General features: G+C 73.2%; 22 protein-coding genes. 11 read left to right on the top strand and 11 right to left on the bottom strand.

Annotated features, from left to right (window positions below):
* Positions 1-61 precede the first annotated feature (61 nt).
* Positions 62-1,030 carry a helix-turn-helix domain-containing protein gene (locus tag FHX32_RS18835; protein ID WP_208418864.1) on the top strand — a complete coding sequence of 323 codons (969 nt, stop codon included), beginning with the start codon at positions 62-64 and terminating at the stop codon, positions 1,028-1,030.
* 104 nt (positions 1,031-1,134) lie between these two features.
* Positions 1,135-3,954 (top strand): ABC transporter permease, encoded by a 2,820-nt coding sequence (locus tag FHX32_RS18830; RefSeq protein ID WP_167184633.1) that lies wholly within the window; start codon positions 1,135-1,137, stop codon positions 3,952-3,954.
* Between the two features lie 77 nt (positions 3,955-4,031).
* Here FHX32_RS18830 and FHX32_RS18825 read toward each other — a convergent pair whose 3' ends face one another.
* Positions 4,032-4,253 carry a helix-turn-helix domain-containing protein gene (locus tag FHX32_RS18825; RefSeq protein WP_167184630.1) on the bottom strand — a complete coding sequence of 74 codons (222 nt, stop codon included), beginning with the start codon at positions 4,251-4,253 and terminating at the stop codon, positions 4,032-4,034.
* A gap of 57 nt (positions 4,254-4,310) precedes the next feature.
* On the opposite strand from FHX32_RS18825, the gene FHX32_RS18820 reads away from it, so the two are divergent.
* Complete coding sequence (locus tag FHX32_RS18820) at positions 4,311-4,754, top strand: dihydrofolate reductase family protein (RefSeq protein ID WP_167184628.1); 444 nt, start codon at positions 4,311-4,313, stop codon at positions 4,752-4,754.
* A gap of 13 nt (positions 4,755-4,767) precedes the next feature.
* Positions 4,768-4,986 (top strand): hypothetical protein, encoded by a 219-nt coding sequence (locus tag FHX32_RS18815; protein WP_208418863.1) that lies wholly within the window; start codon positions 4,768-4,770, stop codon positions 4,984-4,986.
* A gap of 20 nt (positions 4,987-5,006) precedes the next feature.
* Here the strand turns inward: FHX32_RS18815 and FHX32_RS18810 are convergent, their stop codons facing one another.
* The gene (locus tag FHX32_RS18810; protein WP_486481180.1) at positions 5,007-6,017 is read right to left on the bottom strand and encodes a GlxA family transcriptional regulator; all 1,011 of its coding nucleotides are present in this window, start codon (positions 6,015-6,017) and stop codon (positions 5,007-5,009) included.
* A gap of 123 nt (positions 6,018-6,140) precedes the next feature.
* On the opposite strand from FHX32_RS18810, the gene FHX32_RS18805 reads away from it, so the two are divergent.
* The 3 genes from FHX32_RS18805 (at position 6,141) to FHX32_RS18795 (ending at position 8,927) form a co-directional block, all read left to right on the top strand.
* A complete protein-coding gene (locus FHX32_RS18805) occupies positions 6,141-6,557 on the top strand; it encodes a hypothetical protein (protein WP_208418862.1) in 417 nt (138 codons plus the stop codon).
* A 54-nt stretch (positions 6,558-6,611) separates the two neighbouring features.
* Positions 6,612-8,015 carry a DJ-1/PfpI family protein gene (locus FHX32_RS18800; RefSeq protein WP_167184625.1) on the top strand — a complete coding sequence of 468 codons (1,404 nt, stop codon included), beginning with the start codon at positions 6,612-6,614 and terminating at the stop codon, positions 8,013-8,015.
* A gap of 102 nt (positions 8,016-8,117) precedes the next feature.
* A complete protein-coding gene (locus FHX32_RS18795; RefSeq protein WP_208418861.1) occupies positions 8,118-8,927 on the top strand; it encodes a VOC family protein in 810 nt (269 codons plus the stop codon).
* Here the strand turns inward: FHX32_RS18795 and FHX32_RS18790 are convergent.
* The 8 genes from FHX32_RS18790 to FHX32_RS18755 form a co-directional block, all read right to left on the bottom strand.
* Entirely contained in the window at positions 8,878-9,378 is a 501-nt protein-coding gene (locus FHX32_RS18790) for a MauE/DoxX family redox-associated membrane protein (RefSeq protein WP_167184619.1), read from the bottom strand. The two genes, FHX32_RS18795 and FHX32_RS18790, sit on opposite strands and share 50 nt — an antisense overlap.
* A 1-nt stretch (position 9,379) precedes the next feature.
* Positions 9,380-9,691, bottom strand: coding sequence for a S24/S26 family peptidase (locus FHX32_RS18785; RefSeq protein WP_167184616.1), 312 nt, complete (start codon positions 9,689-9,691; stop codon positions 9,380-9,382).
* Positions 9,688-11,466, bottom strand: a complete 1,779-nt coding sequence (locus tag FHX32_RS18780) for an ABC transporter ATP-binding protein (RefSeq protein WP_167184613.1) — start codon at positions 11,464-11,466, stop codon at positions 9,688-9,690. Before FHX32_RS18780 ends, FHX32_RS18785 begins: the two co-directional genes overlap by 4 nt.
* Positions 11,467-11,469: 3 nt before the next feature.
* Positions 11,470-11,958, bottom strand: coding sequence for a thioredoxin domain-containing protein (locus tag FHX32_RS18775; protein ID WP_167184610.1), 489 nt, complete (start codon positions 11,956-11,958; stop codon positions 11,470-11,472).
* A gap of 67 nt (positions 11,959-12,025) precedes the next feature.
* Positions 12,026-12,265 (bottom strand): hypothetical protein, encoded by a 240-nt coding sequence (locus FHX32_RS18770; RefSeq protein WP_167184607.1) that lies wholly within the window; start codon positions 12,263-12,265, stop codon positions 12,026-12,028.
* Positions 12,266-12,334: 69 nt separating this feature from the next.
* A complete protein-coding gene (locus FHX32_RS18765; protein WP_167184604.1) occupies positions 12,335-15,256 on the bottom strand; it encodes an AfsR/SARP family transcriptional regulator in 2,922 nt (973 codons plus the stop codon).
* A gap of 173 nt (positions 15,257-15,429) precedes the next feature.
* Positions 15,430-16,086 carry a response regulator transcription factor gene (locus tag FHX32_RS18760; protein WP_167184601.1) on the bottom strand — a complete coding sequence of 219 codons (657 nt, stop codon included), beginning with the start codon at positions 16,084-16,086 and terminating at the stop codon, positions 15,430-15,432.
* Positions 16,083-17,303: a sensor histidine kinase gene (locus tag FHX32_RS18755; protein ID WP_167184598.1), complete on the bottom strand. Its 1,221-nt coding sequence runs from the start codon at positions 17,301-17,303 to the stop codon at positions 16,083-16,085. The genes FHX32_RS18760 and FHX32_RS18755 overlap by 4 nt, the downstream gene beginning before the upstream one ends.
* 170 nt (positions 17,304-17,473) lie before the next feature.
* Here FHX32_RS18755 and FHX32_RS18750 point away from each other — a divergent pair, with 170 nt between their 5' ends.
* Genes FHX32_RS18750 through FHX32_RS18745 form a run of 3 tightly spaced genes read left to right on the top strand, consistent with a single transcriptional unit; the run spans position 17,474 to position 19,237 of the window.
* Entirely contained in the window at positions 17,474-18,277 is an 804-nt protein-coding gene (locus tag FHX32_RS18750) for an ABC transporter permease (protein ID WP_486481179.1), read from the top strand.
* The gene (locus FHX32_RS35195) at positions 18,201-18,560 is read left to right on the top strand and encodes an FtsX-like permease family protein (protein ID WP_486481178.1); all 360 of its coding nucleotides are present in this window, start codon (positions 18,201-18,203) and stop codon (positions 18,558-18,560) included. The genes FHX32_RS18750 and FHX32_RS35195 overlap by 77 nt, the downstream gene beginning before the upstream one ends.
* Entirely contained in the window at positions 18,557-19,237 is a 681-nt protein-coding gene (locus tag FHX32_RS18745; RefSeq protein WP_167184595.1) for an ABC transporter ATP-binding protein, read from the top strand. The genes FHX32_RS35195 and FHX32_RS18745 overlap by 4 nt, the downstream gene beginning before the upstream one ends.
* Before the next feature lie 72 nt (positions 19,238-19,309).
* Here FHX32_RS18745 and FHX32_RS18740 read toward each other — a convergent pair whose 3' ends face one another.
* On the bottom strand, positions 19,310-20,734 hold the full coding sequence (locus FHX32_RS18740) for an aspartate aminotransferase family protein (protein ID WP_486481177.1): 1,425 nt from the start codon (positions 20,732-20,734) through the stop codon (positions 19,310-19,312).
* Between FHX32_RS18740 and FHX32_RS18735 the strand changes: the two genes are divergently transcribed.
* Positions 20,721-21,674 carry a LysR substrate-binding domain-containing protein gene (locus FHX32_RS18735; RefSeq protein WP_167184591.1) on the top strand — a complete coding sequence of 318 codons (954 nt, stop codon included), beginning with the start codon at positions 20,721-20,723 and terminating at the stop codon, positions 21,672-21,674. The two genes, FHX32_RS18740 and FHX32_RS18735, sit on opposite strands and share 14 nt — an antisense overlap.
* Positions 21,675-21,692 lie beyond the last annotated feature (18 nt).

Here is a 21,692-nt window from a genome sequence, read left to right as displayed (position 1 = left end):
GTAAAGGATCTAGAGTCAGCGCAGCTGTGACATGGCCCAGATGCGCCAGGGGAGGACGATCGTGCTTGGACCGGCGGGGCTGAGCGCGGCCGAGGAGGCCGCCTACCTCGCACTGGTCCGCCAGGGCGGCGCGACGCTGATCCAGCTGACCGCCCGGACCGGGCTCACCCCCGCCCGGGTGCGCCGCGCGGTGCTCTCCCTGCAGCGCAAGGGCTTCGTGCACCACACCCCGGCTCCGGAGGAGCGGGTCGTACCGGTTCCCCCTGAGCTGGCGGTGGAGCAGCAGGTCCGCCGCCGCCAGGAGGAGCTGGAGGGCGTACGGGCGGCCGCCCACCGCCTCGCCCAGGAGGCGCGCAGCCGGGCCAGCAATCGGCGTACCGAGGAGCTGATCGAGATCGTGTCCGGTCGGGCGGCGGTCGCGCAGGCCTTCGACCGGTTGCAACGTACCGCCCGGCAGCAGATGCGGGTGCTGGTCGCCCCGCCGTACGCGGTGCCGAAGGACGTCAACCGCCAGCAGCTCGAACGGCAGGCCGCCGGGATCACCTACCGGGCGGTGTACGACGTCGACGCGCTGACCGATCCCGGCTTCGTGGCCAGCGTCGTGGTGCATGTCCAGGAGGGCGAGCAGGCCCGACTGGCCCGCGGCCTCCCGACCAAGCTCGCCGTCGCCGACCGCGAGCTGGCCCTGCTGCCGCTGGCGTGGACGCAGGCGGCACACGACGCGGCATTGCTGGTGCACCCGTGTGGCCTGCTCGACGCGTTGATCGCGCTCTTCGAGACGGTCTGGAACCAGGCGACGCCGTTGTCCGTGGCGGACTCCGCCGACCTCGCCGCCGCCAACGCGATCTCCGCCGACGACCGGCACCTGCTGTCCCTGCTCGTCGCCGGCCTGACCGACGAGGCGGTCAGCGCGCGGCTGGGCGTCAGCCGCCGCACGGTGGTCCGTCGGGTGCAGCACCTCATGGAACTGACCAACTCGCGGTCGCGGCTGCAACTGGGGTGGCAGGCCCGCGACCGCGGCTGGCTCTGAGTTCGTGTCCCCTCGACGCGCCGCCGACCGGAGCACAATCGCATCGATGACGGCGGCCCCGCCCGGGGGGACGCCCACACTGCCCGAGCGGAGAAGAGCCACCCATGTTGCGGATGGTCTGGTCACAGCTGCGGAACACCCCCGGCCGGAGCCTGGCGATGTTCTCCGCCGTGCTGGTCGCGACCACCGGGTTCACCGTGCTCACCGGCGCCGCCAGCACCTCCCGGCTGGTCGCCCAGGGCTCCGTCGACGGGCAGTTCCGGCCGTCGTACGACATCCTGGTTCATCCCTCGGCGCCGGCCACCGGCCTGCTCGACCAGACCCGACCCACCGCGACCTACGGCGGCATCGGCCTGGACCAGTGGCGGCGGATCGAGCGGATCCCCGGGGTCGAGGTGGCCGCCCCGCTGGCGGTTCTCGGCCTCGCCGACATCCGGCCGGACCTGCGGGTGGACCTGACCGACCAGATCGACCGGTCGGCCGAGCGGCAGGTCATCGAGGTGGCAGCCCGGATCAGCGGCGACCGCGGACTGAGCACGCTGACCACCGCGCCGACCTACGTGTACGTGTCCCGGCGCCCCCTGGTGCCGCTTTCCGACCAGCGCGGGCGAATGTACGTCTACGCCGACGGCACCCGGATCAGCCAGTCCACCTCCGCTGCCGAGTGCCCGGGCACGGGTGGTGGCGGCATCCTGGAGGTGCAGCCCGACGGCCGCCACCGGCAGGTGTGCCAGACCGCGGTGAGCAGCTTCGACCCCGACGCCCGGCGGACCAGCGTCAGTGACGTGCAGGCGTACCAGGTGCTCGCGGACGGCACATTCCGGCTGGCCTCCGTCTTCACCAGCGGCCGTCCTGCGTCCGCCGTTCCCGCCACCGCACGGCTGGAGGTCCGGCTGCCGGCGGTGGTGCCGGTGCTGGTCGCCGGAATCGATCCAGCGGCAGAGGCCCGTCTGGTCGGCCTGGACCGGGCGGTCCGCCAGGGCCGTTATCTGACCGGTGCCGATGCCGTCGCTCCGGCGCCCCCGTTCACCCAGCTCTCCCCGTTGCCCACGACCGGCCCGGCCGGTCGGACGCTGCCGGTGCTCGCCGCCGCCGACCTCGCCTTGGACGAACGGATCGACCTCGCCGTGTCCCGGCTGACCGGCTCCACCGCCGACCGGGTGCCCGGCACCGCGACGGAGGCGCTCTGGACCTTGCTGCGCGACTCGGCGAAGACGCCGCCGCGGGCGGTCCAGCACGACCTGGCGCGGCTCTACCGCGCCCGACTCGACGCCGCCCTGGCCGAGCAGGCCCCGTTGTCCGGCATCCTGGCACTGCTCCGGCCCGGACCGTTGACCTACACACAGCAGCCCGACGGGGTCGCCCGGGTGCTGCCCCGATCAACCTCCGACTCGACCGACCCGACGATCGAGGACGTGTGGCGAGACTCCTGGTTCGGCGCCGGCGGTGTCGGGACGGCGGATCCGGTGAGTCTGCTTGGGCAGTCGGAGTGGTCGGTCACCCCGGTGGGCAGCTTCGCGCCGGATGCTGTCGACTCCCAGGCCGCGCAGCCGGCCCTCGACCTCTACCATCCGGCCCCGCCGGTGGGCGCCGACGGACGCTCCCGGGGCCTGCTCGGTGACCGCCCGCTGTTGCCGGGCGACGACCCGCTCGGCTACCCGCACCGTCCGCCCGGCCTGGTGACCAGCCTGACCGCGGCCGGTGAGCTGTACGCGAGCCTCGGGTCGGCGATGACCGCCGCTCCGCTGAGCTCGGTACGGGTCCGGGTCGCCGGGATCGACCGGTTCGACGAGGTGGCCCGGGAACGGGTCCGGATGGTGGCCGACGAGATCGTCCGGCAGACCGGCCTGACCGTCGAGATCGTGCTGGGCGGTTCGACGGTACCCAGCCCGGTGCTGCTGCCCGCCGGCCCGCACGGCCGTCCCGACCTCAACCTGTCGGAGGCGCGTACCCGCAAGGGCGTGGCGGCCGAGATCGTCACCGCGGTCGACCGCAAGAACGTCCTGCTGCTGGGGCTGCTGCTGGTGGTCTGCGCGCTGCTGGTCGGAAACGCGGTGTCCACCGCGGTCCGGGCCCGCCGCCGCGAGCTGGCCATCCTGGCCTGCGTCGGCTGGCCCGGCTGGCGGCTGAGCCTGTTGATCCTCGCCGAGACCACTGCACTCGGGCTGGCCGCGGGGCTGCTCGGCGCCGCGCTGTCGGGTCCGCTCGCCCAACTGGCCGACGTACGGGTCGCCGGCACGGTCACCCTGCTGTGCGTGCCGATCGCGGTGCTGCTGACCGCGGCGGCGAGCGCCCTGCCCGCACTGCGGGCCGCCCGTACCCGGTCGGCGGAGGCGCTCCAGGCGAGGGCGGCGCCCGCCCGCCGGGCCGCCGCGCGGACCGTCGCCGGACTCGCGGCGGCCAACCTGGTGCGGGCGCCGGCACGGACCCTCGCCGGAGCGGTGAGCCTCGCGGCCGGCGTCGGCGCTGTGACCCTGATCGCCGCCGCGCTCTGGGCGTTCAACGACGGCATGGTCGGCTCGCTGCTCGGGCAGGCGGTCTCCGTGCAGGTACGCGAAGTGGACCTGGTGGCGGCCGGTGGAGTGCTGCTGTTCGGCGTGCTCGGCGTGGCCGACGTGCTCTACCTCAACGTGCGGGAACGGGCGGCCGAGTTCGCCACGCTCCGGGCCGTCGGCTGGCCGGATTCCGCGCTCAACCGGTTGCTGATCTACGAGGCGCTCGGCATCGGCGCGCTCGGCTGCGTGCTCGGGGTTGCCGCCGGCCTCGGCTCGGTCGCCCTGCTGGTCGGCCGGGTGGACGGTCGGTTGGCGGTGCTGGGGCTGGCCGTGACCGCGGCGGCGCTGCTGCTGGCCGTGCTCGCCGCGCTGGTACCGGCGATCCTGATTCAGCGGCTGCCGACCGCCGAGCTGCTCAGTCACGAATGAGGACAGCTCGACTGCTGGTCTGAACGGAGAGACCGCACGCTGCCCGCGCCGGGCTTCCCGCTCCGAACGGTGTGCCGTCAGCGGCGGGCGACGTTGGCGTTCGTCGCCGCGGCGAGCGGAGACGACCCGAGGGGAGTGCGCTGGTACAGGACCCGGCGTCCGCGCCGGTTACGGTCCACGAGTCCGGCGGCCAGGAGAACACGCAGGTGATACGAGATCGTGGGCTCGGTCCAGTGCAGCTCCCGGCTGAGCTCCCCGGTCGACCTCGGTTCGGTCAGCGCGGTGAGCGGCGCCGCCACTACTGGGTGATGGGCGGCCCGTGGACCTACGAAACGGAGCGCGATCCCGGCGCCGGCATGACCGACGCGGACCGGGCCTACTACGACGCGCTGCTCGAGGGGACGAGCGCCGGCCGGTGCGGCCGGGGCATGTACGACAGCGCCGGCGCCTGGGGCGGCCGGAATCCGTTCGGCGGCACCCTGGTCGTGCTCACCCACCGCACCGCGTTCCAGCCCGACCCGAGCACCGGCTTCCTCATGGTCGACGGGTTCGAGGCGGCGTTGGCCGTGGCCCGGCGGGCGGCCGGCGACGGTGCCGTCGCCATCGGCGGGGGCGCCGACATCATCCGGCAGGCGCTCCGCGCGGGAGTGGTCACCGAACTCGGCATCACCACCGCCCCGGTCGTTCTCGGCGGCGGGAAGCGGCTCTTCGAGGGCTTCGACCGGGACATCGACCTCACGATTCCCTCGGTCCACCCGTCGCCGTACGCCGCCCACGTCCGGTACGCCGTCGTGTGTTGATCCCCAGGTCGACATGTCAGATCTCATGGTCGACTTCATCACCGCATTGGACGGCTTGCGCGTGGTCGTCATTCCGGTGGTCACCGGCAGATCAGGTCGGGAGCGGACCTACGACGAGTGGCCCGACGTCGTGCTCGAGATGGTCGGCAACCGGACGTTCGACGGCCGGCTCCAGTTGCTGGAGTTCGTCCCCACCGTGCTCGCCGGCCCGCCCGGGACGGCGGGATCGTAGGTCGGGACGCGGACGACGCGCTACGGGGACGCCCGGCCCGTCGGGGTCGTGGCCTCCACGCGGTCACCGGACGTGGACTGGGTGGCGCGGTAGTGCGACGGCGAGACGCCGTAGGTGCCGACGAACGCCTGGCGCAGGGCCTCGACGGTGCCGAAGCCACAGCGACCCGCGATCGCCGCCATCGTCAGGTCGGTCCCGGTGAGCAGGTGCGCGGCCGCCTCCACCCGGGCCCGCCGGACGAACCGGCCCGGTGTCACGCCGAGCTGCCGGTGGAACAGCCGGGCCAGATGCCGCTCGCTGACCCCGGCGAGCCGGGCCAGCGTCGCCGCGGAGAGGTCCGCGTGCAGGTGCGACGAGATGTACGCGACGGTGTCCTGGACCAGTGAGTGCCGGACCGCTGGCGGTGCCGTGAACATGCTCATCTGCGCCTGGTTGCCGGGCCGCTGGAGGTAGGTCACCAGATGGCGCGACACGTCCCTGGCCAGCGTCGGACCCTCGTCGGCCTCGATGAACGCCAGCATGAGGTCCAGCGCCGCCGTCACGCCCGCCGAGGTGCACACGTCACCCTCGGCGATGAAGATGGGGTCGCTGTCGAACCGCACCTGCGGGAACCGCCCCTGAAGGTACGCCGCGTGGTGCCAGTGCGTCGCGACCCGCCGCCCGTCGAGCAGGCCGGCCGCGGCCAGCACGCCGGCGCCGGTGCACACCGACGCGACGCGGCGCGCCTCCCGGCCGAGTCGACGGACGTGGGCGACCAGGCGCTCGTCCCGCATCGCGTCCACGTAGCCGATCCCGCCGCAGACGACGAGCGTGTCCAACGGTCCACGAGCCCGCTCCAGCGCCATCTCGGCGTTTACCACCAACCCGGTCGCGGTGCGGATCGGAACGCCGCCGGGGGACGCCAGCCGGAGCCCGTAGATCGCCCGGCCGCGCAGGTAGTTGGCCATCTGCATGGACGCCGTCACGCAGGCGATGTCGAGCAGTTCGGCCGCGGGATAGCCGACGACCAGGACGCGACGGGTGCTCCCCACGGTGCCACGCTACGTGCCGCTCCGCCCGCAGGCGACATGTCCGCCCGACAGCCAGCCCAAGTATTCGGACCAACACCGGGCCGAGCGTCGCCTCGACGGCGGCCCGCCGCGCACGGTGGGTCCATGACAACCACCGACCCGGCCACACCGGCCCACCGCCGATCCGTACGTCTCGTGCGTCCGCTGGTCCGCCACTACGTCGAGATGGTCGTCGCGATGACCGTCGGCATGCTGGTGGTCGGCACGCTCCGCTCGTTCATCGGGCTCACCGTCCCGTTCGCCGAGCGCCCCGGCGCCGCGTACCTCCTGATGGCGACGGACATGGCGATCGGCATGGCCGCCTGGATGGGCGTCCGCCGCCACCCATGGGCCGCGACCCTCGAGATGTGCGCGGCCATGTACGTCCCCGTCGCGCTGGTGCCCCTGGTGTGGGCCGGGGTCATCGGAACGATGCCGTTCATGATCGCGGTCCACGTCCTCATGCTGGCCGCCATGCTGGCCGTGCTGCTGCGCCGTCGCCACCACCTCACCGGCTGCTGACCCGGTCGGCCCGAGTCGGCCGCACCCCGGACCGTCCCGAGCGAGGAGTTGCGGATGCGCAGACGGATCGCACACATCGTCATCATCACGGTGGCGGCGCTCGGCCTGCCCGCCGCCGTGGGCACGCTGGGCGCCCGGCAAGCGGCCGGCGAGGTCTACCCCGAGCGGGCTCCGGGTGTCGCTTCGCCCGCGCGTCCGGCGCCCGTCCTTGATCCGGACCGGCCGACGGTGGCCGTCGTGCTCGGCTCGGCGGGCGCCAACGTCGCCGACACGCTCGCGCCGTACGAGGTCTTCGCGGCGACCGGCCGGTTCAACGTGGTGACCGTGGCGCCGACCGCCGACCCGGTGACGCTGACGGGCGGTCTCGACCTCGTTCCCGACCTGAGCTTCGCGGAACTGGCGGCCCGGGCGGCCGAGCCGCCCGACGTCATCGTCGTGCCGCAGTTGCACGGCCCCACGTCGGACGTGGTGGAGTGGCTGCGTACGCAGCGGCGGCACGGAGCCCCGCTGCTGATGAGCGTGTGCGTGGGCGCCGAGGTGCTCGCCGACGCGGGGCTCCTCGACGGCCGGCCGGCCACCTCGCACTGGCTCAAGCTGATCGGGCTGCGCCGCAGCGATCCGGAGGTGAACTGGACCGAGGGCGTCCGGTTCGTCGACGACGGCGACATCGTCACCACCGCGGGCGTGCTGTCCGGGATCGACGGCGCGCTCCGGGTCGTGGAGCGTCTCCTCGGGCCCGCGGAGGCCGAGCGGGTGTCTCGGGAACTGCGCTGGTCCGGCTACCGACCTGGCGGTCCGGTCGCCATCGCCGGCGAGAATCCGGCGCCGCGCGACCTGGTGGCGCTGTTGAGCGCCGCCTACCGGTGGGACCGGCCGACGACCGGCGTGCTGCTGGCCGACGGTGTGGGCGAGATCGAACTGGCCGCCGCCTTCCGCCCCTACACCGAACTGTCCTACCTGGCCCGCCTCGAGGCGTTCAGCGTCGACGGTCGGGCGGTCCGTTCCCGGCACGGCCTGACGGTCCTGCCTCGCTCCGGCTGGCAGCCGGCGAAGCCGGGCTTCGACCGCGTGCTGGTGCCCGACGGCGCTTCCGGCGGCTCCGCCGCCCTCGGCGACCCGTCCGTCCCGGTGGTCACGCTGCACGATCCGGGCGAGTTTCCCTTCGACGGGGCGCTGCGCGACATCGCCGACACCTACGACGTCGCCACCGCTCGCTGGGTCGGCAAGTCCCTCCAGTACCCGGTGCCCGACCGGGAGCTGGGCGGCCTTCGATGGCCGTGGCGCCTCACCGCGATCCCGCTGCTGCTGGCCGGCGCGGGGGCCGGCGCGGTGATCCTGGTCGGCCACCTTCTCAACCTGTGGCGCAGAGCGACGTCCGCCGCGACGGCGGCCCTCTTCGTGTCCAACCGCAGCTCAGGTTCCGTGTCCTCCCGCACACCGGACGTTCGCGGAGGCTGATCTGCCGCCCCGGAGACGCGACCGGGTCCGGCTGGGGAGGCGGAAGGCTGACCGACCGGAAACCGCCTTGTCGTCCCGCCGCGCCGTACCTACTGTGCAGTGATGCTCTCGCGAACCCTGACGGTGACCTTCGACGCGCACGACCCGACCCGCGTGGCGCGGTTCTGGGCCGGCCTGCTCGGTCGGGAGGTCGTCGAGGACGCCGGTGGCGCGTTCCTGCCGGGCGACGACACCCAGGTCGGCCTCCGGTTCGTCCCGAGCCCCGCGGAGCAGGTGGGGTCGGCCCGCCGCCTGCACCTGCACCTGACCAGCGCCGGCCCCGACGACCAGCAGCACACGGTCGCCACGGCGCTGCGGCTCGGCGGCGGCCACCTCGACGTCGGGCAGCGGCCCGAGGAGGGGCACATCGTCCTGGCCGACCCCGAGGGCAACGCGTTCTGCGTGATCGAGCCGGGCAACAACTTCCTCGCCGGGTGCGGCCTGCTCGGCGAGGTCGCCTGCGACGGCACCCGGGAGGTCGGGCTGTTCTGGAGCGAGGCGCTCGGCTGGCCGCTGGTGTGGGACCAGAACGAGGAGACCGCGATCCAGTCGCCGCACGGCGGTACGAAGGTCGCGTGGGGAGGGCCGCCCGTGACCCCGAAGGAGGGCCGGAACCGGCAGCGCTTCGACCTCACCCCGGCCGGTGGAGACCAGCAGGCGGAGGTCGACCGGCTGATCTCCCTCGGCGCCACCCGGCTGGAGGTCGGTGCGGACGGCGCCGTCGTGCTGGCCGACCCCGACGGCAACGAGTTCAGCGTCAGCCGGAAACCGGCTGCGGCGGCCCGTCGACCTCGGGTGACCGCCGACCCGACCGGCTCGGCGGTCACGTCCGGTTGGGCGCGCCGAGCAGGTAACGCAGCTCGTCCAACATGACGACCAGCACCCCGACGACCAGCGCGCCGACGACGGCCACCACCGCTTCGCCCGGGTGTACGGGCCCGGCCGGGGCGAGCGCGCCGGCGACGGCGACGGCGATGAGGAACGCGTTGCGCCACACGTGGTGCCGGCCCAGCGGCGCGGCTGTGCGGCCGAAACACCGGCAGGTGCCGCCGCCGCGCCGCAGGTTCGCGGCGATGGCGACGGTGAAGGCGAGCAGCAGGGCGGCCGAGGAGAGGAAGCCGGCCAGCGGGAACACCGCCAGCAGGACGACGGCGGTGAACTCGGCGGTCACCACGGCCGCGGCGAGTGGCCCGGCCGGCCGGTAGCCCAGGTCGCGGACCGAGTTGGTGAACTCGCGGTAGGCGGCCCGCCCGGACACCTTGCCGACCGCCGCGGCCAGCAGCACCGTACCGAGCAGCACCCGGCACCCGATCTCGACGTACACGTCATCGCCTCCCGCTGGCCACGCCGAGGATCGCCTCGCGTGGCACCGCCCCGAAATGCCGTGAGTCCTGGCTGTGGGCGTTGTCCCCGCGCACCGTCACGGCGCCGTCAGGTTCGACCCGGTGCACGCGTTTGACCATCCACGTCAGGTCCGCGTCCGGGACGACGTCCCGGGCCCGGAAGACGACCAGGTCACCCGCGGCCGGCGCCCGCCCGACGCGGACGAGGAGCCGGTCGCCGTCGCGCAGCGTCGGCGCCATGCTCTGCCCGCGTACGACCACCAGCCGCCAGCGGCGGCGCAGCCAGCCGGTCATGACGCCGCCAGTTGGTAGCCGTCGGCCTGGAGGCGGAACAGCCGTGCGTACTCGCCGTCGGCCGCCATCAACTCGTCGTGCGCGCCTGATTCGATGACGCGGCCGGCGTCCAGCACGACGATGCGCCGCGCGTCGCGCAGGGTGCTGAGCCGATGGGAGATCAACAGGCCGGTGCGGCCGTGCCGGATCCGGGCCAGCGACGCGTGCACCCGGGTCTCGGCATCGGCGTCGAGTCCGGAGCTGGGCTCGTCCAGGATGAGCAGGTCGGCGTCGGCGCGCATCAGCGACCGGGCGAGCGCGACCCGCTGCCACTGCCCGCCGGAGAGCGTCACCCCGGGCTCGCCGTCCTGGTCGGCGAAGGTACGGCTGAGCAGCGTGGCGTAGCCGTGGGGGAGGGCGCGGAGGCGGTCGTGGATCTCGGCGCGCGCGGCCGCCTCCTCGACCTGCCCGGTCGTGTGCGGCAGCCGGCCGATGCCGACGTTCTCCTCGGCGGTGAGGTCGTAGCACATGAAGTCCTGGAACACCGCGCCCATCCGCCGGCGCAGCGCCTCGACCCGCAGCTCGCGCAGGTCCACCCCGTCCCAGGTGATCCGGCCGCGGTCGGGGTCGTAGAAGCGGCAGAGCAGCTTGACGAGGGTGCTCTTGCCGGCTCCGTTGAGCCCGACCAGCCCGACGGCCTCACCGGCGGTGATCGTCAGGTCGACCCCCCGGAGGATCCACGGGCCGTCCTCGTCGTAGCGGAACCACACGTCCTCGAACCTGATGGCGGTACGCAGCGGCGGTGCCGGCAGGGTCCCGTCGGCCAGGTCGGCGGGGCTGTCGAGGACGGCGACGTAATGCCGGAACAGCCGCATGGCCGTGCCGGCCTCGCCGAACTGACCCGCGATGCCGGCCAGGCCGCTCTGCGTCGCGGCGAACGCGGCCAGCAGGAGGGTCAGGTCGCCGAGGCTGAGCCGGCCGCGCACCGCGGCGTTCACCGCGATCACCGTCGCGGCGAGGGTCACGGCGGCGCCGGCCAGCGCCCAGCAGGTCTGTACGACCGTGGCATGCCGCGCGGCGGCCAGCTCGATCCGGGAGGCCGCCCGCACCGCACCGGTGAGCCGGTCGTGGAAGAACCGGCCGAGTTGGTAGAGGCGCACCTCCCGGACGGCGCGCAGGTCGGTCAGCACGCTCTGGAACAGGAACCGGGCCCGGAACAGGCCGGCGCTGTCCTCCATGGCACGCGCGGCCCGCCGGGACAGCCGCAGTTGGATGAGGAACTCGGGCACGGCCACGGCGAGCAGGAGCAGGCCGGCCGGCGGCCAGATGGACGCCAGGATCGCGGCGAAGCCGCCGATGGTGACGACGTTCTGGGCCACGTCGACGGTGAACATGACGACGGCGTACGGCGCCTGGGTGGCGGCCTGCTGGGCCAGCGCCAGCCGGTCGCGCAGTGCCGGCTGCTCGAAGGGACCCAGCCCGACAAAGGTGTTCAGCTTCCGGTACAGCCGCACGTCGGCGGCGATCGTGATCGCGTTCTGCAGCGCTGTGGTGAAGTAGCCGGAAACGCGGCTGGCGATCGCCGCCAGGGCGCCCAGGACGGCGATCGCCACCGCGTACCAGGTGGCGGTCGACGGGCTCGCCTCGTGGCCCCTGCTGACCTCGTCGAAGAGCAGCTTCGTGAACCACGCGATGCCGAGCGGTGGTGCCGCGCCGACGAGGACGAGGGTGACCATGGCGGCGAGGGCCTTCGGGTCGGCGCAGCCCAGCCGCAGGGCGGCTCGCAGTGTGGCCACGTCTCAGGCCAGGACCGGAAGCTGGTGGCTGGCGTCGACGACGACGCCGTCGACGACCGACAGCACGGCGGGGAACCCCTTGACCCGGAACTCCTTCTCGGCCTGCGCCTCGGAGATCGTCGCCGTGTCGAAGGCGGCGAGGCGGGGGGCCATCGCCGCCGTCTCCGCCGGCGTGCCGATCATGAACACCAGGGTGTCGTTGCGGTAGCGCTCGGCGTCGTCGGTGAGGGTGTCCAGGAGATCCTGGCAGGGTGGGCAGGTGGGGGTCAGCATGACCACCGTGCGCCGGCCGGTGGCCAGGTCGGCGTGCGGGGAGCCGCTGACATCCAGGCCGGGGGCGGGTAGCACCTCGGGAACGGGCTCGCCGTCGTGGTCGTGGGCGTGGCCGGCCTGCACCTCGCGCAGCCGCCGGGCGAGGGCCAGGGTCAGGACGAGGTTGAGCACGGCGACCGCGCCGACGACGGCGATGGCGGCGTAGGCGAAACCTGACATGGGAACTCCTCGGCGAGTCAGAGGGGTGAGGGCCGCGCCGGACGGCGCGGCCCCCGGGGAAGTCAGGTCAGCAGACGCCGACCTTCTTGGTGTAGCAGATCGGCCGCGACGTCGAGGTCACGCAGGAGCCGTAGCAGTTGTAGTAGCCCTGCCGGTAGTAGCGGAAGTAGGAACCGCCCGAGCAGTAGCCGTTGGACGCGACGCACCCGCACGCCTGGCCGTGCTCCGGCACGCAGGCGCCGGCCTCCTCGCGGCCGAGCATCTTGCCGAGCATGGCGTCGCCGACGCGGTTGATGATCCTGGTCATGAGCGAACCTCCTTTGTGGGGGTGGTTGCCCATCACTGTGCGGGTCGCCGCTGCGCGCGCCCTGCGCTTCTACTGCGCGCCGGCTGCGCTCCGCCAGCCTGCCAGTCGTCCGCGCAGGTCATCGGCGTACGCGGCGTCGAAGTGCTCGAAGATGCGCAGCGCCTCCTCGCCCAGCACGACGGCCCGGTCCTGCCTGCCCAGGGCGGCCTGCGCCCGCGCCAGCAGGCTCAGCGAGTTCGCCAGCGGAAACGGTTGCCCGATCTCGCGCAGCATCGCCACCGAGCCTTCCAGCTCGGCCACCGCCTGACCCGCGTCGCCCTCCTCGAGGTGCACCTTCCCGAGCAGCCGGCGGGAGATCGCCTCGCCCCACTCGTGGCGCATCTCGCGGAACGCCGACACCGTACGGACCAGCAGCCGGCGTGCGGCGTCGGTGTCGCCAGCGGCGAGGTGCGTCGCGGCCAGCGCCTGCTCGCCGGTGGTCGCGCTCATCCGGTCACCGAGGCGGCGCGCGGCGGTCACCGCCTGCCGTAGCTGCTCCAGAGCCTGCGGCCACTGCTCGGCGTGTCGGTGCAGCAGCCCGATGCTCTCCCGCGCGAGCGCCTCGCCCCACAGGTCGCCACTGTCCTCGAAGAGCCGCAGGGCCGCGGTGAAGGCGGCGTGGGCGAACGGTGAGGTGAGTTGGTACTGCGCGTGTTGCTCGCCGAGGGTCAGCAGCACGTGCCCGCCGACCGGGCCGACCGGCCAGTGCGCGGCGCACAACCGCACCATCAGCAGCAGCGCGGCGTCCGCCGCCCGCAGCCGACCGAGCGTACGACAGCACAGCGAGTAGCCGTGCAGTGCGGCGAGCCGGTGTGCCACCAGCGGCCCGCGGCTGTCCCGGTGTGCCGTGCGCAGCAGCGGCACGGCTTCGGCGTGCCGGTTCACCATCCGGTAGGCCGTGCCCAGGTGCAGCCGCAGTGACATCCGGGTCGGTGACGGCAGGTCGGGGTGGCGATCGAGCACGCCGCGCAGGCAGTCGACGAACTCGGGCAGGTGCTGGCTGCGCATCATCGCGAAGTTGCCCATCGTGCAGGCCAACCGCCCCGCCAGGTCGACCGCGTCCAGCCGCAGCAGGTCGTGCACCGCCGCGACCAGGTTCTCCCGCTCCGCCTCGAACCAGTCGACGGCGTCCCAGGCGTCGATCGCGCACGCCACGTCCGCCACCGGCAGGGCCTTGCAGGGCAGCGACGCGGCGGCGCGCTCGGCGTACGCGTGCAGTCGTGCGTACCAGGCGATCACCTGGTCGGCGGGGATCTCGGTGCGCTCCCTGGCGTGCAGGCGGACCAGGTCGTGCATGCGTACCCGGCCGCTGGAATCGGCGGTCAGCAGGTGGGCCCGGCACAGCTGTTCCAGCAGCGGCTCGGTGCTCTCGTCCCACATGCCGAAGCTGCGCAGCGACGTACGGCTGAGCACCGCGAGCAGCCGCGCGGCGGGCGGTGGCAACCGCTCCAACCCGACGGTGAAGCTGCTGCGTACGTCGAGCCCGTCGAGCGACAGTTCATCGAGGCGGCGCCGCTCGTCGCGCAGCCGGTCGCGCAGCCGCGCCACCGGCATCGCCTCCCGCTCGGCCAGCCGCACGCCGGCGATGCGCAAGGCCAGCGGCAGGCGACCGCACAGCTCCACCACGTCGGCGGCCGCCGCGGCCTCCCGGTTGATCCGCTCGGCGCCGGCGAGCCCGGCCAGCAGGTCCAGGCCGTCGTCGACCGGCAGGACGTCGAGCGGGACGACCTCGGTGCCGGCCAGCCCGGGCAACGCCGTGGTGCTGGTGATGAGCGCCCCGCTGCCACCGGGCGGCAGCAGCGGCCGTACCTGCGCCGCGTCCGCCGCGCTGTCCAGCATCACCAGCATGGGCTGGTCGGCGAGCACGGATCGGTACAGCGCCGCACGTTCCTCGTCGGCCGCCGGGATGGCCTCGCCGGCCACCCCGAGGGCACGCAGGAACGCGCCGAGCACCGTGCCGGGCCGCGCCGGGTCCGTGGTGTTGCCGCGCAGGTCCGCGTAGAGGCACCCGGCCGGGAAGCGGTGGCGGCTCTCGTGCGCCGCGCGCAGTGCGAGGGTGGTCTTGCCCGTTCCCGCAAGCCCGGTCACGACGACGATCTGCGCGGCTCCCGCGGCCGGTGGGGTGCGCCCCAGCAACGACAGCAGCAGCCCGAGTTCCTTGTCCCGTCCGATGAAGTCGCCGGTGACGCCCGGGAGCTGGTTGGGCCGCACCCGGGCCGGCGGGGACACCTCCTGATCGCTGCCGAGGATCTCCCGGTGCAACTGCCGCAGCTGCGGCCCCGGGTCGATACCGTGCTCCTCCGTGAGCAGCCGGGCTCCGGCCCGGTACACGGCGAGCGCCTCCGCCTTCCGGCCGCTGCGGTGCAGGGCCACCATGAGCTGGCCGCGCAGCCGCTCCCGCAGGGGCCGGTCACGCACCATCGTGGTCAGCTCCGGCACCAGTTCCTGGTGTAGGCCGAGTGAGAGCAGTGCCTCGACGCGCAGCTCGACCGCGTGCCCGCGGAGCTCGTGAAGGCGGTCACGCTCGACGTCGACCAGTCTCGCGTCGACGTCGACGAACGCGTCGTCGCGCCAGCGCGCCAGCGCCCGGTCGAGCCGCTCCACGGCACAGCGGGCGTCCGTGGCGGCCGCGGCGGCCTGCACGTCGGCGGCGAACTCCGCCGCGTCCACCACCACCGCGGCGTCCAGCTCGTAGCCGGGTGACCTGGTGCGGATCAGCTCCGGCGTCGTCCTGCGCCGGACCGAGGCGACGATCGCCTGGACCCGGTTGCGCGCTCCCGCGGGCGAGCGGTTCGGCCAGAGGCCGTCGACCAGGCGGTCGACGGAAACGATGCGTCCATGGTGGGCTGGCAGGCTCGCGACGAACGCCCGTTCCAGCGGGGCGAGCGACACAGCTACCCCGTCGACGCTCACCTCGATCCGTCCGAGGACGCCGATCCGATACCCGCGCACCGCGCAAAGCTAGCGCGGTGGCCACTGGTTGCGCTTTGGGCGGTTCGTCCGACCTACCGCCGCCGCGCCTGGCCCGGGCGGTGGCTGCGGTGCGGGCCGGCTCGGATGGCGGCGGCCACAGTGATCAACACCTCACCCGGCGCTCAAGATCCTCGCTGTCGGCCCGACCGCGGTCAGGGCCGTTGTTGGCCGGGCCGGCGGCGGATGATGCCCAGGTCGGTGGCGGCGGCGGTGGCGGCGGTGCGCGAGTCGACGCCGAGCTTGGTGTAGATCCGGGCCAGGTGGGACTTCACGGTCCCCTCGGTGAGGTGAAGGCGGCGCCCGATGGCCTGATTCGACAGCCCGTCGGCGACCAGGGCGAGGACCTCGATCTCGCGCCGGGTCAGCGCGGTGCCGGGGGTGCGCAGCCGGTTCATGAGCCGGTCCGCGACCGCCGGGGCCAGGGTGGCGCGGCCGGCGGCGGCGGTGCGTACGGCGGCGGCCAGGTCCTCGGTGGGGGCGTCCTTGAGCAGGTATCCGGTGGCACCGGCCTCGATGGCGGGCAGGGTGTCGGCATCGGAGTCGTAGGTGGTGACGATCAGGACGCGGGGGGCGTCCGGCCGGGCGGTGATCGCGGCGGTGGCCTCGGCGCCGTTCATGCCGGTGCCGAACTGCAGGTCCATCAGCACGACGTCGATGTCGCCCGCGGCCGCGCGGGCGACGGCGCCCTCGGCGGTGTCGGCCTCGGCCACGACGACGAGACCGGGTTCGGCCGCCAGCACGGCGCGCAGCCCGGCCCGCACGACGGGGTGGTCGTCGGCGAGGAGGAGTCGGATGGGGCTGTCGGTCATGGGCCGGCCTCGGGTTCGTTCTCGCCGCGGGTGACGAGGGGAAGTCGGGCGGCCAGGGCGGTGCCGTGGCCGGGAGCGGATTCGACGCTCAGGGTGCCGCCGATCGACTGTATGCGGGCGCGCATGGCGGCCAGGCCGAACCCGCCGTTCTCGGATTCCCGCGTGAGCGGTTGGTCGGGGTCGAAGCCGGTTCCGTCGTCCACGACGTCGAGGACGACGTGGTCGCCGAGGTAGCTGAGGGCGAGCTCGGCGGTGGTGGCGTCGGCATGGCGGACGGTGTTGGCGAGAGCGGACTGGGCGATCCGTAGCAGGGCGACCTCGTGTGCGGTGGGCAGCGGGACAGGCGTGCCGGTGAGGCGGAAGTGTGCGGTGATCCGGTGTCGAGCGCTGGTGGTGGCGCACAGCCGCTCCAGCGCGCCGGCCAGCGTGGTGCCGGCCAAAGCCGGCGGGCTGAGGGCGGCGACGAAGCGGCGCGCCTCGGCGAGGTTGTCCACAGCGGCCTGGCGGGCCTGGCCCACATGGTCGACGGCGGCCTCCGGCCGGCCGGGCAGGGCGCGTTCGGCGGCGCGCAGCAGCAGCTGAATGCTGGACAGTCCCTGGGCGAGCGTGTCGTGGATCTCGCGGGCGAGACGCTCCCGCTCGGCCAGCACACCGGCGTCGTGCTGCGCTCGAGCGAGGTCCGCGCGGGTGGCGGTCAGCTGTTCGATCAGGCGCCGGCGTCGTTCGCTCTCCCGGTACAGGGCCTGGTATCCCCACACCACCGCCACCGCCACCGCGGCGCCGAGCGCCGGGCCGATCACCAGGGCGGTGCTGAAGGAGCCCCGATGGCCGGCGAGGGCGATGATCGCCGCCAGCGCGGTCGCGGCGACGGCGAGCAGCCCGGCCCGGCGCGGCAGCAGGTGCAGCTGGAGGAAGTACAGCGGGAAGGCGACCCACACCCCGTCGGGGGACAGGGCCAGCAGCACCAACCACGCCGCTGCCATCGCGGCCAGCCACCAGACGGCGGCCCTCCGGCGGTGACGGATGCCGGGCAGCAGCGCGCCGGCCGCGTACACCAGCGCGAACACCGCCGCGGCGACGACGACGATCGCGGCATCCGGTTCGCCGTCGGCCACGGCGCGTCCGCCGGCCAGGACGAGCAGGGTGACGACCAGCAGGTGGAGGCACCAGACCAGGGCCCGCGTGGTCGGGGTCAGGGCGGGAGCGGTGGTGTCCACAGGTCCTCCACCTTAGGGAGCGGACCGGCGAGCGGCCCTCCATCAAAAGTTAGAACCCGCATGCCGCCTACCGGGCCCGGAAGTGCCATTCCGTGGCAGATGCCGGGGCCGGGGCCTGGCGGCGACCGTGGAGGTAACAGCTTCCACCGTCAGAAGGGCAGGCCAGGGCCGTGTTCGTCGCCTGGAGAGACCTGAGGTTCGCCAAGGGGCGGTTTGCCCTGATCGGCACGGTCATCGTGCTGATCACCCTGCTGGTCGGCCTGCTGTCCGGGTTGACCGCCGGTCTGGCCCAGCAGAACGTCTCCGCGATCACCGGCCTGCCCGCCGACAAGATCGCTTTCGGTCCGCCGAGCGGGCAGGACCTCTCGTACGCCAACTCCACCGTCACCGAGAATCAGTGGCGGCGGTGGGCCCGGACTCCGGGGGTCACCAGCGCCGAACCGATCGGCATCACGACGACCATGGCCACCGCGGGCGACAGGAGCGCCGGGGTCTCCGCCTTCGGCGTCGAGCCGGGCTCCCGGCTCGTCCCGCACAGCGGCAAGCTCGACCGACACGGGGTGGTGCTGTCCGCCCAGGCCGCCGACGACCTGGGCCTGGCCCCGGGTGACCAGCTCACCCTGGCCGGACAGCACCTGACCGTCGCCGCCATCCACGGCGACGCCTTCTTCAGCCACACCCCCGTCATCTGGACCAGTCTCGCCGTCTGGCAGCAGATCGCACCGCCCACCGGCAGCAGCGGCAGCCCGACCGCCACCGTGATCGCCCTGACCACCACGGCCGGCGCCGACCTGGCAGCCGCCGACCGGGCTGCGGGCACCAGGACGACATCCCGGAACGACTCGCTGTCCGCGATCGGCTCCTACACCGCCGAGAACGGCTCCCTGCAGCTCATGCGTGGCTTCCTGTTCGCCATCTCCGCCCTGGTCATCGGCGCCTTCGTTCACCGTCTGGACCATCCAGCGCAGCGCTGACGTCGCCGTCCTCAAGGCCCTCGGCGCCCCCACCGCTCACCTGCTGAAGGACGCCCTCGGCCAGGCCGTCGTCCTGCTCGTCGGCGGCACGCTGACCGGCACCGGCATCGCCGCCGGACTCGGCGCCGTCGTCTCCGGTTCGGCCGTGCCGTTCGTCCTGGCCCCCGCCACGGTTCTCGTTCCGGCCGCGGTGATGATCCTGCTCGGCGTGCTCGGGGCCGCGCTGTCCATCCGCCGGATCACCTCCGTCGACCCGCTCACCGCCCTGGGAGCCGCACGATGAGCCTCAGCCTGACCGACGTCACCCTCACCTACCCCGACGGGGATTCCCGCCTGACCGCCCTCGACCGCGTCACCCTGGACGTCGCCAGGGGCAGCCTGACCGCCGTCATCGGCCCCTCGGGCTCCGGCAAGTCGAGCCTCCTCGCGGTCGCGGCCACCCTGATCACCCCTGACTCCGGCGTCCTCGCCATCGACGGCACCGCCACCTCCGGTCTGACCCGGGCAGCGCTGACCGACCTTCGCCGCCGCAAGATCGGTATCGTCTTCCAGCAGCCGAACCTGCTGCCGTCCCTGACCGCCGCCGAACAGCTGCAGGTGATGGCGGAGATGGACGGCCGGTCTCCCGCCAAGGCCCGTGGCCGCGCCATGGAGCTGCTCGACGCCGTCGGCCTCGCCGGCCAGGCCCGGCGCCACCCCCACCAGCTCTCCGGCGGTCAACGTCAGCGCATCAACATCGCCCGGGCGCTGATGAACGACCCCACCATCCTCCTGGTCGACGAACCCACCAGCGCCCTCGACCACGAACGAGGCACGGCGGTCATCGACCTGATCACACGCCTCACCCACCAGCAGCGCACCGCTACCGTCCTGGTCACCCACGACCGCGGCCACCTCGCGGCCGTCGACCGGGTCGTCGAGATGCACGACGGACGCCTCCACGTCCCGACACCAGCCTGACTGGAACACGGTCCGGACTGCCGATGAGAGGGAAGGAACGGCGCGACGGCCGCGGTCCGGTCGGCCGACCACTCAGGCGGCCGGCGTCGCCTCGCCGATCGCCTGGTCCAGGATCTCCAGACCGAGGGCCACTTCCTCACGCGTCGTGGTGAGCGGCGGCGCGATCCGGAAGGTGCCACCCATGCCGGGCAGTTGCACGACGTTCATGTGCAGTCCGAGTTCGAGGCAGCGGCGGGTGACCTGGACGCCGAGAGCGTCCGAGCCCTGCCCGGTTTCCCGGTCGACGACGAGTTCGACGCCCTGCATCAGGCCGCGTCCCCGTACGTCTCCCACGACGTGGTGGCGGTCCCGCATCTCGAGCAGGCCGGCGCGGAGGAACTCGCCGAGTCCCCGCGCCCGTACGTCCATCTGCTCCTGTTCGAGGACGTCGAGCACGGTGTTGCCGACGGCGGCGACGAGGGGATCGGACACGTGGGTGGTGTAGAAGAGGTAGCCGCGGTCGTGTGCCGTTCGTTCGATCTCCTCGGTGGTGACCACCGCGGCGAGTGGTAGGCCGGCGCCCAGCGTCTTGGAGAGGGTGAGGATGTCGGGCACGATGCCGTCGCGCTGGAAGGCGTACCACGTGCCGGTGCGGCACAGACCGGTTTGCGCCTCGTCGACGATCAGCAGCATGCCGCGTTCGCGGCACTTACGTGCCAGCGCGGCGAAGTACCCCGGGGGCGGCTCGATGACGCCGCCAGAGCTGAGGATCGGCTCGACGATGCAGGCCGCGAGACTCCCCGACGACTGGGCGTCGACGAGGGCGAAGCCGTAGTCGAGCTGCCGCTGCCAGTCGAACCCGCCATCCGGGGTGGTGAAGTCGGGGCGGTACGGGTTGGGGGCGGGGATGGCGAAGTTTCCCGGCGGGGTGGGCCCGTACCCCTGGTGGCCGGCGCTGTACGTCGCGGCGGCCGCGGCGTGCGTCATGCCGTGCCACGACCGGGCGAAGGCGACGATCTCATGCCGGCCTGTCACGAGCTTGGCCATCCGGATGGCCGCCTCGTTCGACTCGGCGCCGGTGGTCAGCAGCAGCGCCTTCTCCAGTGGCGGCGGGAGAGATCCGGCGAGCCGGCGCGCGAGGTCGACGACCGGGCGCGACAGCATGCCGCTGAACAGGTGGTCGAGGCTCGCGATCCCCCGCTGCACAGTCTGGACGATCGCGGGGTGGCTGTGGCCGAGAATCGCGCTCATCTGGCCCGAGGTGAAGTCCAGGATCCGCCGGCCGTCGGCGGTGTACACGAAGCTTCCGGCCGCGCGCTCGATGATCGCGGGCGTGAACGGAGCGCCGTAACGCACCAGGTGGCGGTCGACGTCGGACCAGAATTGTCCGGCGGCAGTCTGGTCAGCGGTCAGCGTCATGAGCCTGACGATAGGACCGTTCGTTGTACGCGAATAGCTGAAGTTTGTGGCTACGCTGTGCGGAAATCGCGTACAAGGAGTTCCGATGCGGCTGAACACGGCCCGCCTGGAGATGCTCAGCCTGCTGGACAGCCTCGGCACCGTACGGGCCGTCGCCGCCGCCCTGCATCTGAGCCCGTCGGCGGTGTCGGCGCAGCTGGCGGTGCTGGAGACGGAGGCCCGCGCCGAACTGCTGCGGCGCACCGGCCGTCGCGTCCAGCTCACCACCGCCGGGCGCACGCTTGCCCGGCACGCCCGCATCATCCTCGACCAGCTCAAGGCCGCCGAGGCCGACCTGGCGGGCGCCTCCGGACAACCAGCGGGACCGGTACGCCTCGCGGCGTTCTCCAGCGCCATCCGCACTCTGGTCATTCCCCTCGTCGCGCGGCTGCGGCGGAGGCATCCACAGATCGACCTGTCCGTCTCCGAACTCGATCCGCAGGCCAGCCATCCGGCGCTGCGTCGGGGGGACTACGACGTCATCGTGACCGCGGATTTCATCGACGGATCCATGCCGCTGCACCCGGACGTGCACACCATCCCCCTGCTCACCGACGCGATAGTGCTCGTGGTGCCCCGGTCGCAGGCCGGCCCGGAGGCTCCGGCGGATGTGGCCGACTTCGCCGATGCGGCCTGGTCCATCGACATGCCCGGTACGTACCTGTCGAGCCTGGTCACGAGCACCTGCCGGAAGGCCGGTTTCGAACCGGTCGTGGCGGGCCGCTTCGCCAGCTACGAGCTGTTGCTGGCGCACGTCGAGGCGGGCCTGTCCGTGTCGCTCCTGCCCGAACTGGCCGTCGACCGGCGCTACCACGTCGCCACCCGCCCGCTGCGCCGACCGCTGACCCGCCACGTCTACGCGGCCGTCCGCAGTCGATCGGCGCTCACCGCGGCGAGCCAGATCGTGCTGGACGAACTGTGCGACCTCGCGCGGACGTTCGCTGACGAATGGCGCGACAGGTCCGGCCCGGCCTGGGATGTCGAGGTGGACAAGGGGTAGCGGCAGAGGAGCCGGGGC

The sequence above is a fragment of the Micromonospora sp. CNZ280 genome, assembly GCF_011759515.1.
Note: the sequence above shows the minus strand (reverse complement) of the source record. Positions and strands in the feature narration are given on the sequence as shown.

Coding starts and splice junctions, on each gene's coding strand:
- FHX32_RS18830 (WP_167184633.1), top strand. CDS start 1,135: ATGTTGCGGATGGTCTGGTCACAGCTGCGGAACACCCCCGGCCGGAGC.
- FHX32_RS18820 (WP_167184628.1), top strand. CDS start 4,311: ATGACCGACGCGGACCGGGCCTACTACGACGCGCTGCTCGAGGGGACG.
- FHX32_RS18815 (WP_208418863.1), top strand. CDS start 4,768: ATGTCAGATCTCATGGTCGACTTCATCACCGCATTGGACGGCTTGCGC.
- FHX32_RS18805 (WP_208418862.1), top strand. CDS start 6,141: ATGACAACCACCGACCCGGCCACACCGGCCCACCGCCGATCCGTACGT.
- FHX32_RS18800 (WP_167184625.1), top strand. CDS start 6,612: ATGCGCAGACGGATCGCACACATCGTCATCATCACGGTGGCGGCGCTC.
- FHX32_RS18795 (WP_208418861.1), top strand. CDS start 8,118: ATGCTCTCGCGAACCCTGACGGTGACCTTCGACGCGCACGACCCGACC.
- FHX32_RS18785 (WP_167184616.1), bottom strand. CDS start 9,691: ATGACCGGCTGGCTGCGCCGCCGCTGGCGGCTGGTGGTCGTACGCGGG.
- FHX32_RS18775 (WP_167184610.1), bottom strand. CDS start 11,958: ATGTCAGGTTTCGCCTACGCCGCCATCGCCGTCGTCGGCGCGGTCGCC.
- FHX32_RS18770 (WP_167184607.1), bottom strand. CDS start 12,265: ATGACCAGGATCATCAACCGCGTCGGCGACGCCATGCTCGGCAAGATG.
- FHX32_RS18760 (WP_167184601.1), bottom strand. CDS start 16,086: ATGACCGACAGCCCCATCCGACTCCTCCTCGCCGACGACCACCCCGTC.
- FHX32_RS18745 (WP_167184595.1), top strand. CDS start 18,557: ATGAGCCTCAGCCTGACCGACGTCACCCTCACCTACCCCGACGGGGAT.
- FHX32_RS18735 (WP_167184591.1), top strand. CDS start 20,721: ATGCGGCTGAACACGGCCCGCCTGGAGATGCTCAGCCTGCTGGACAGC.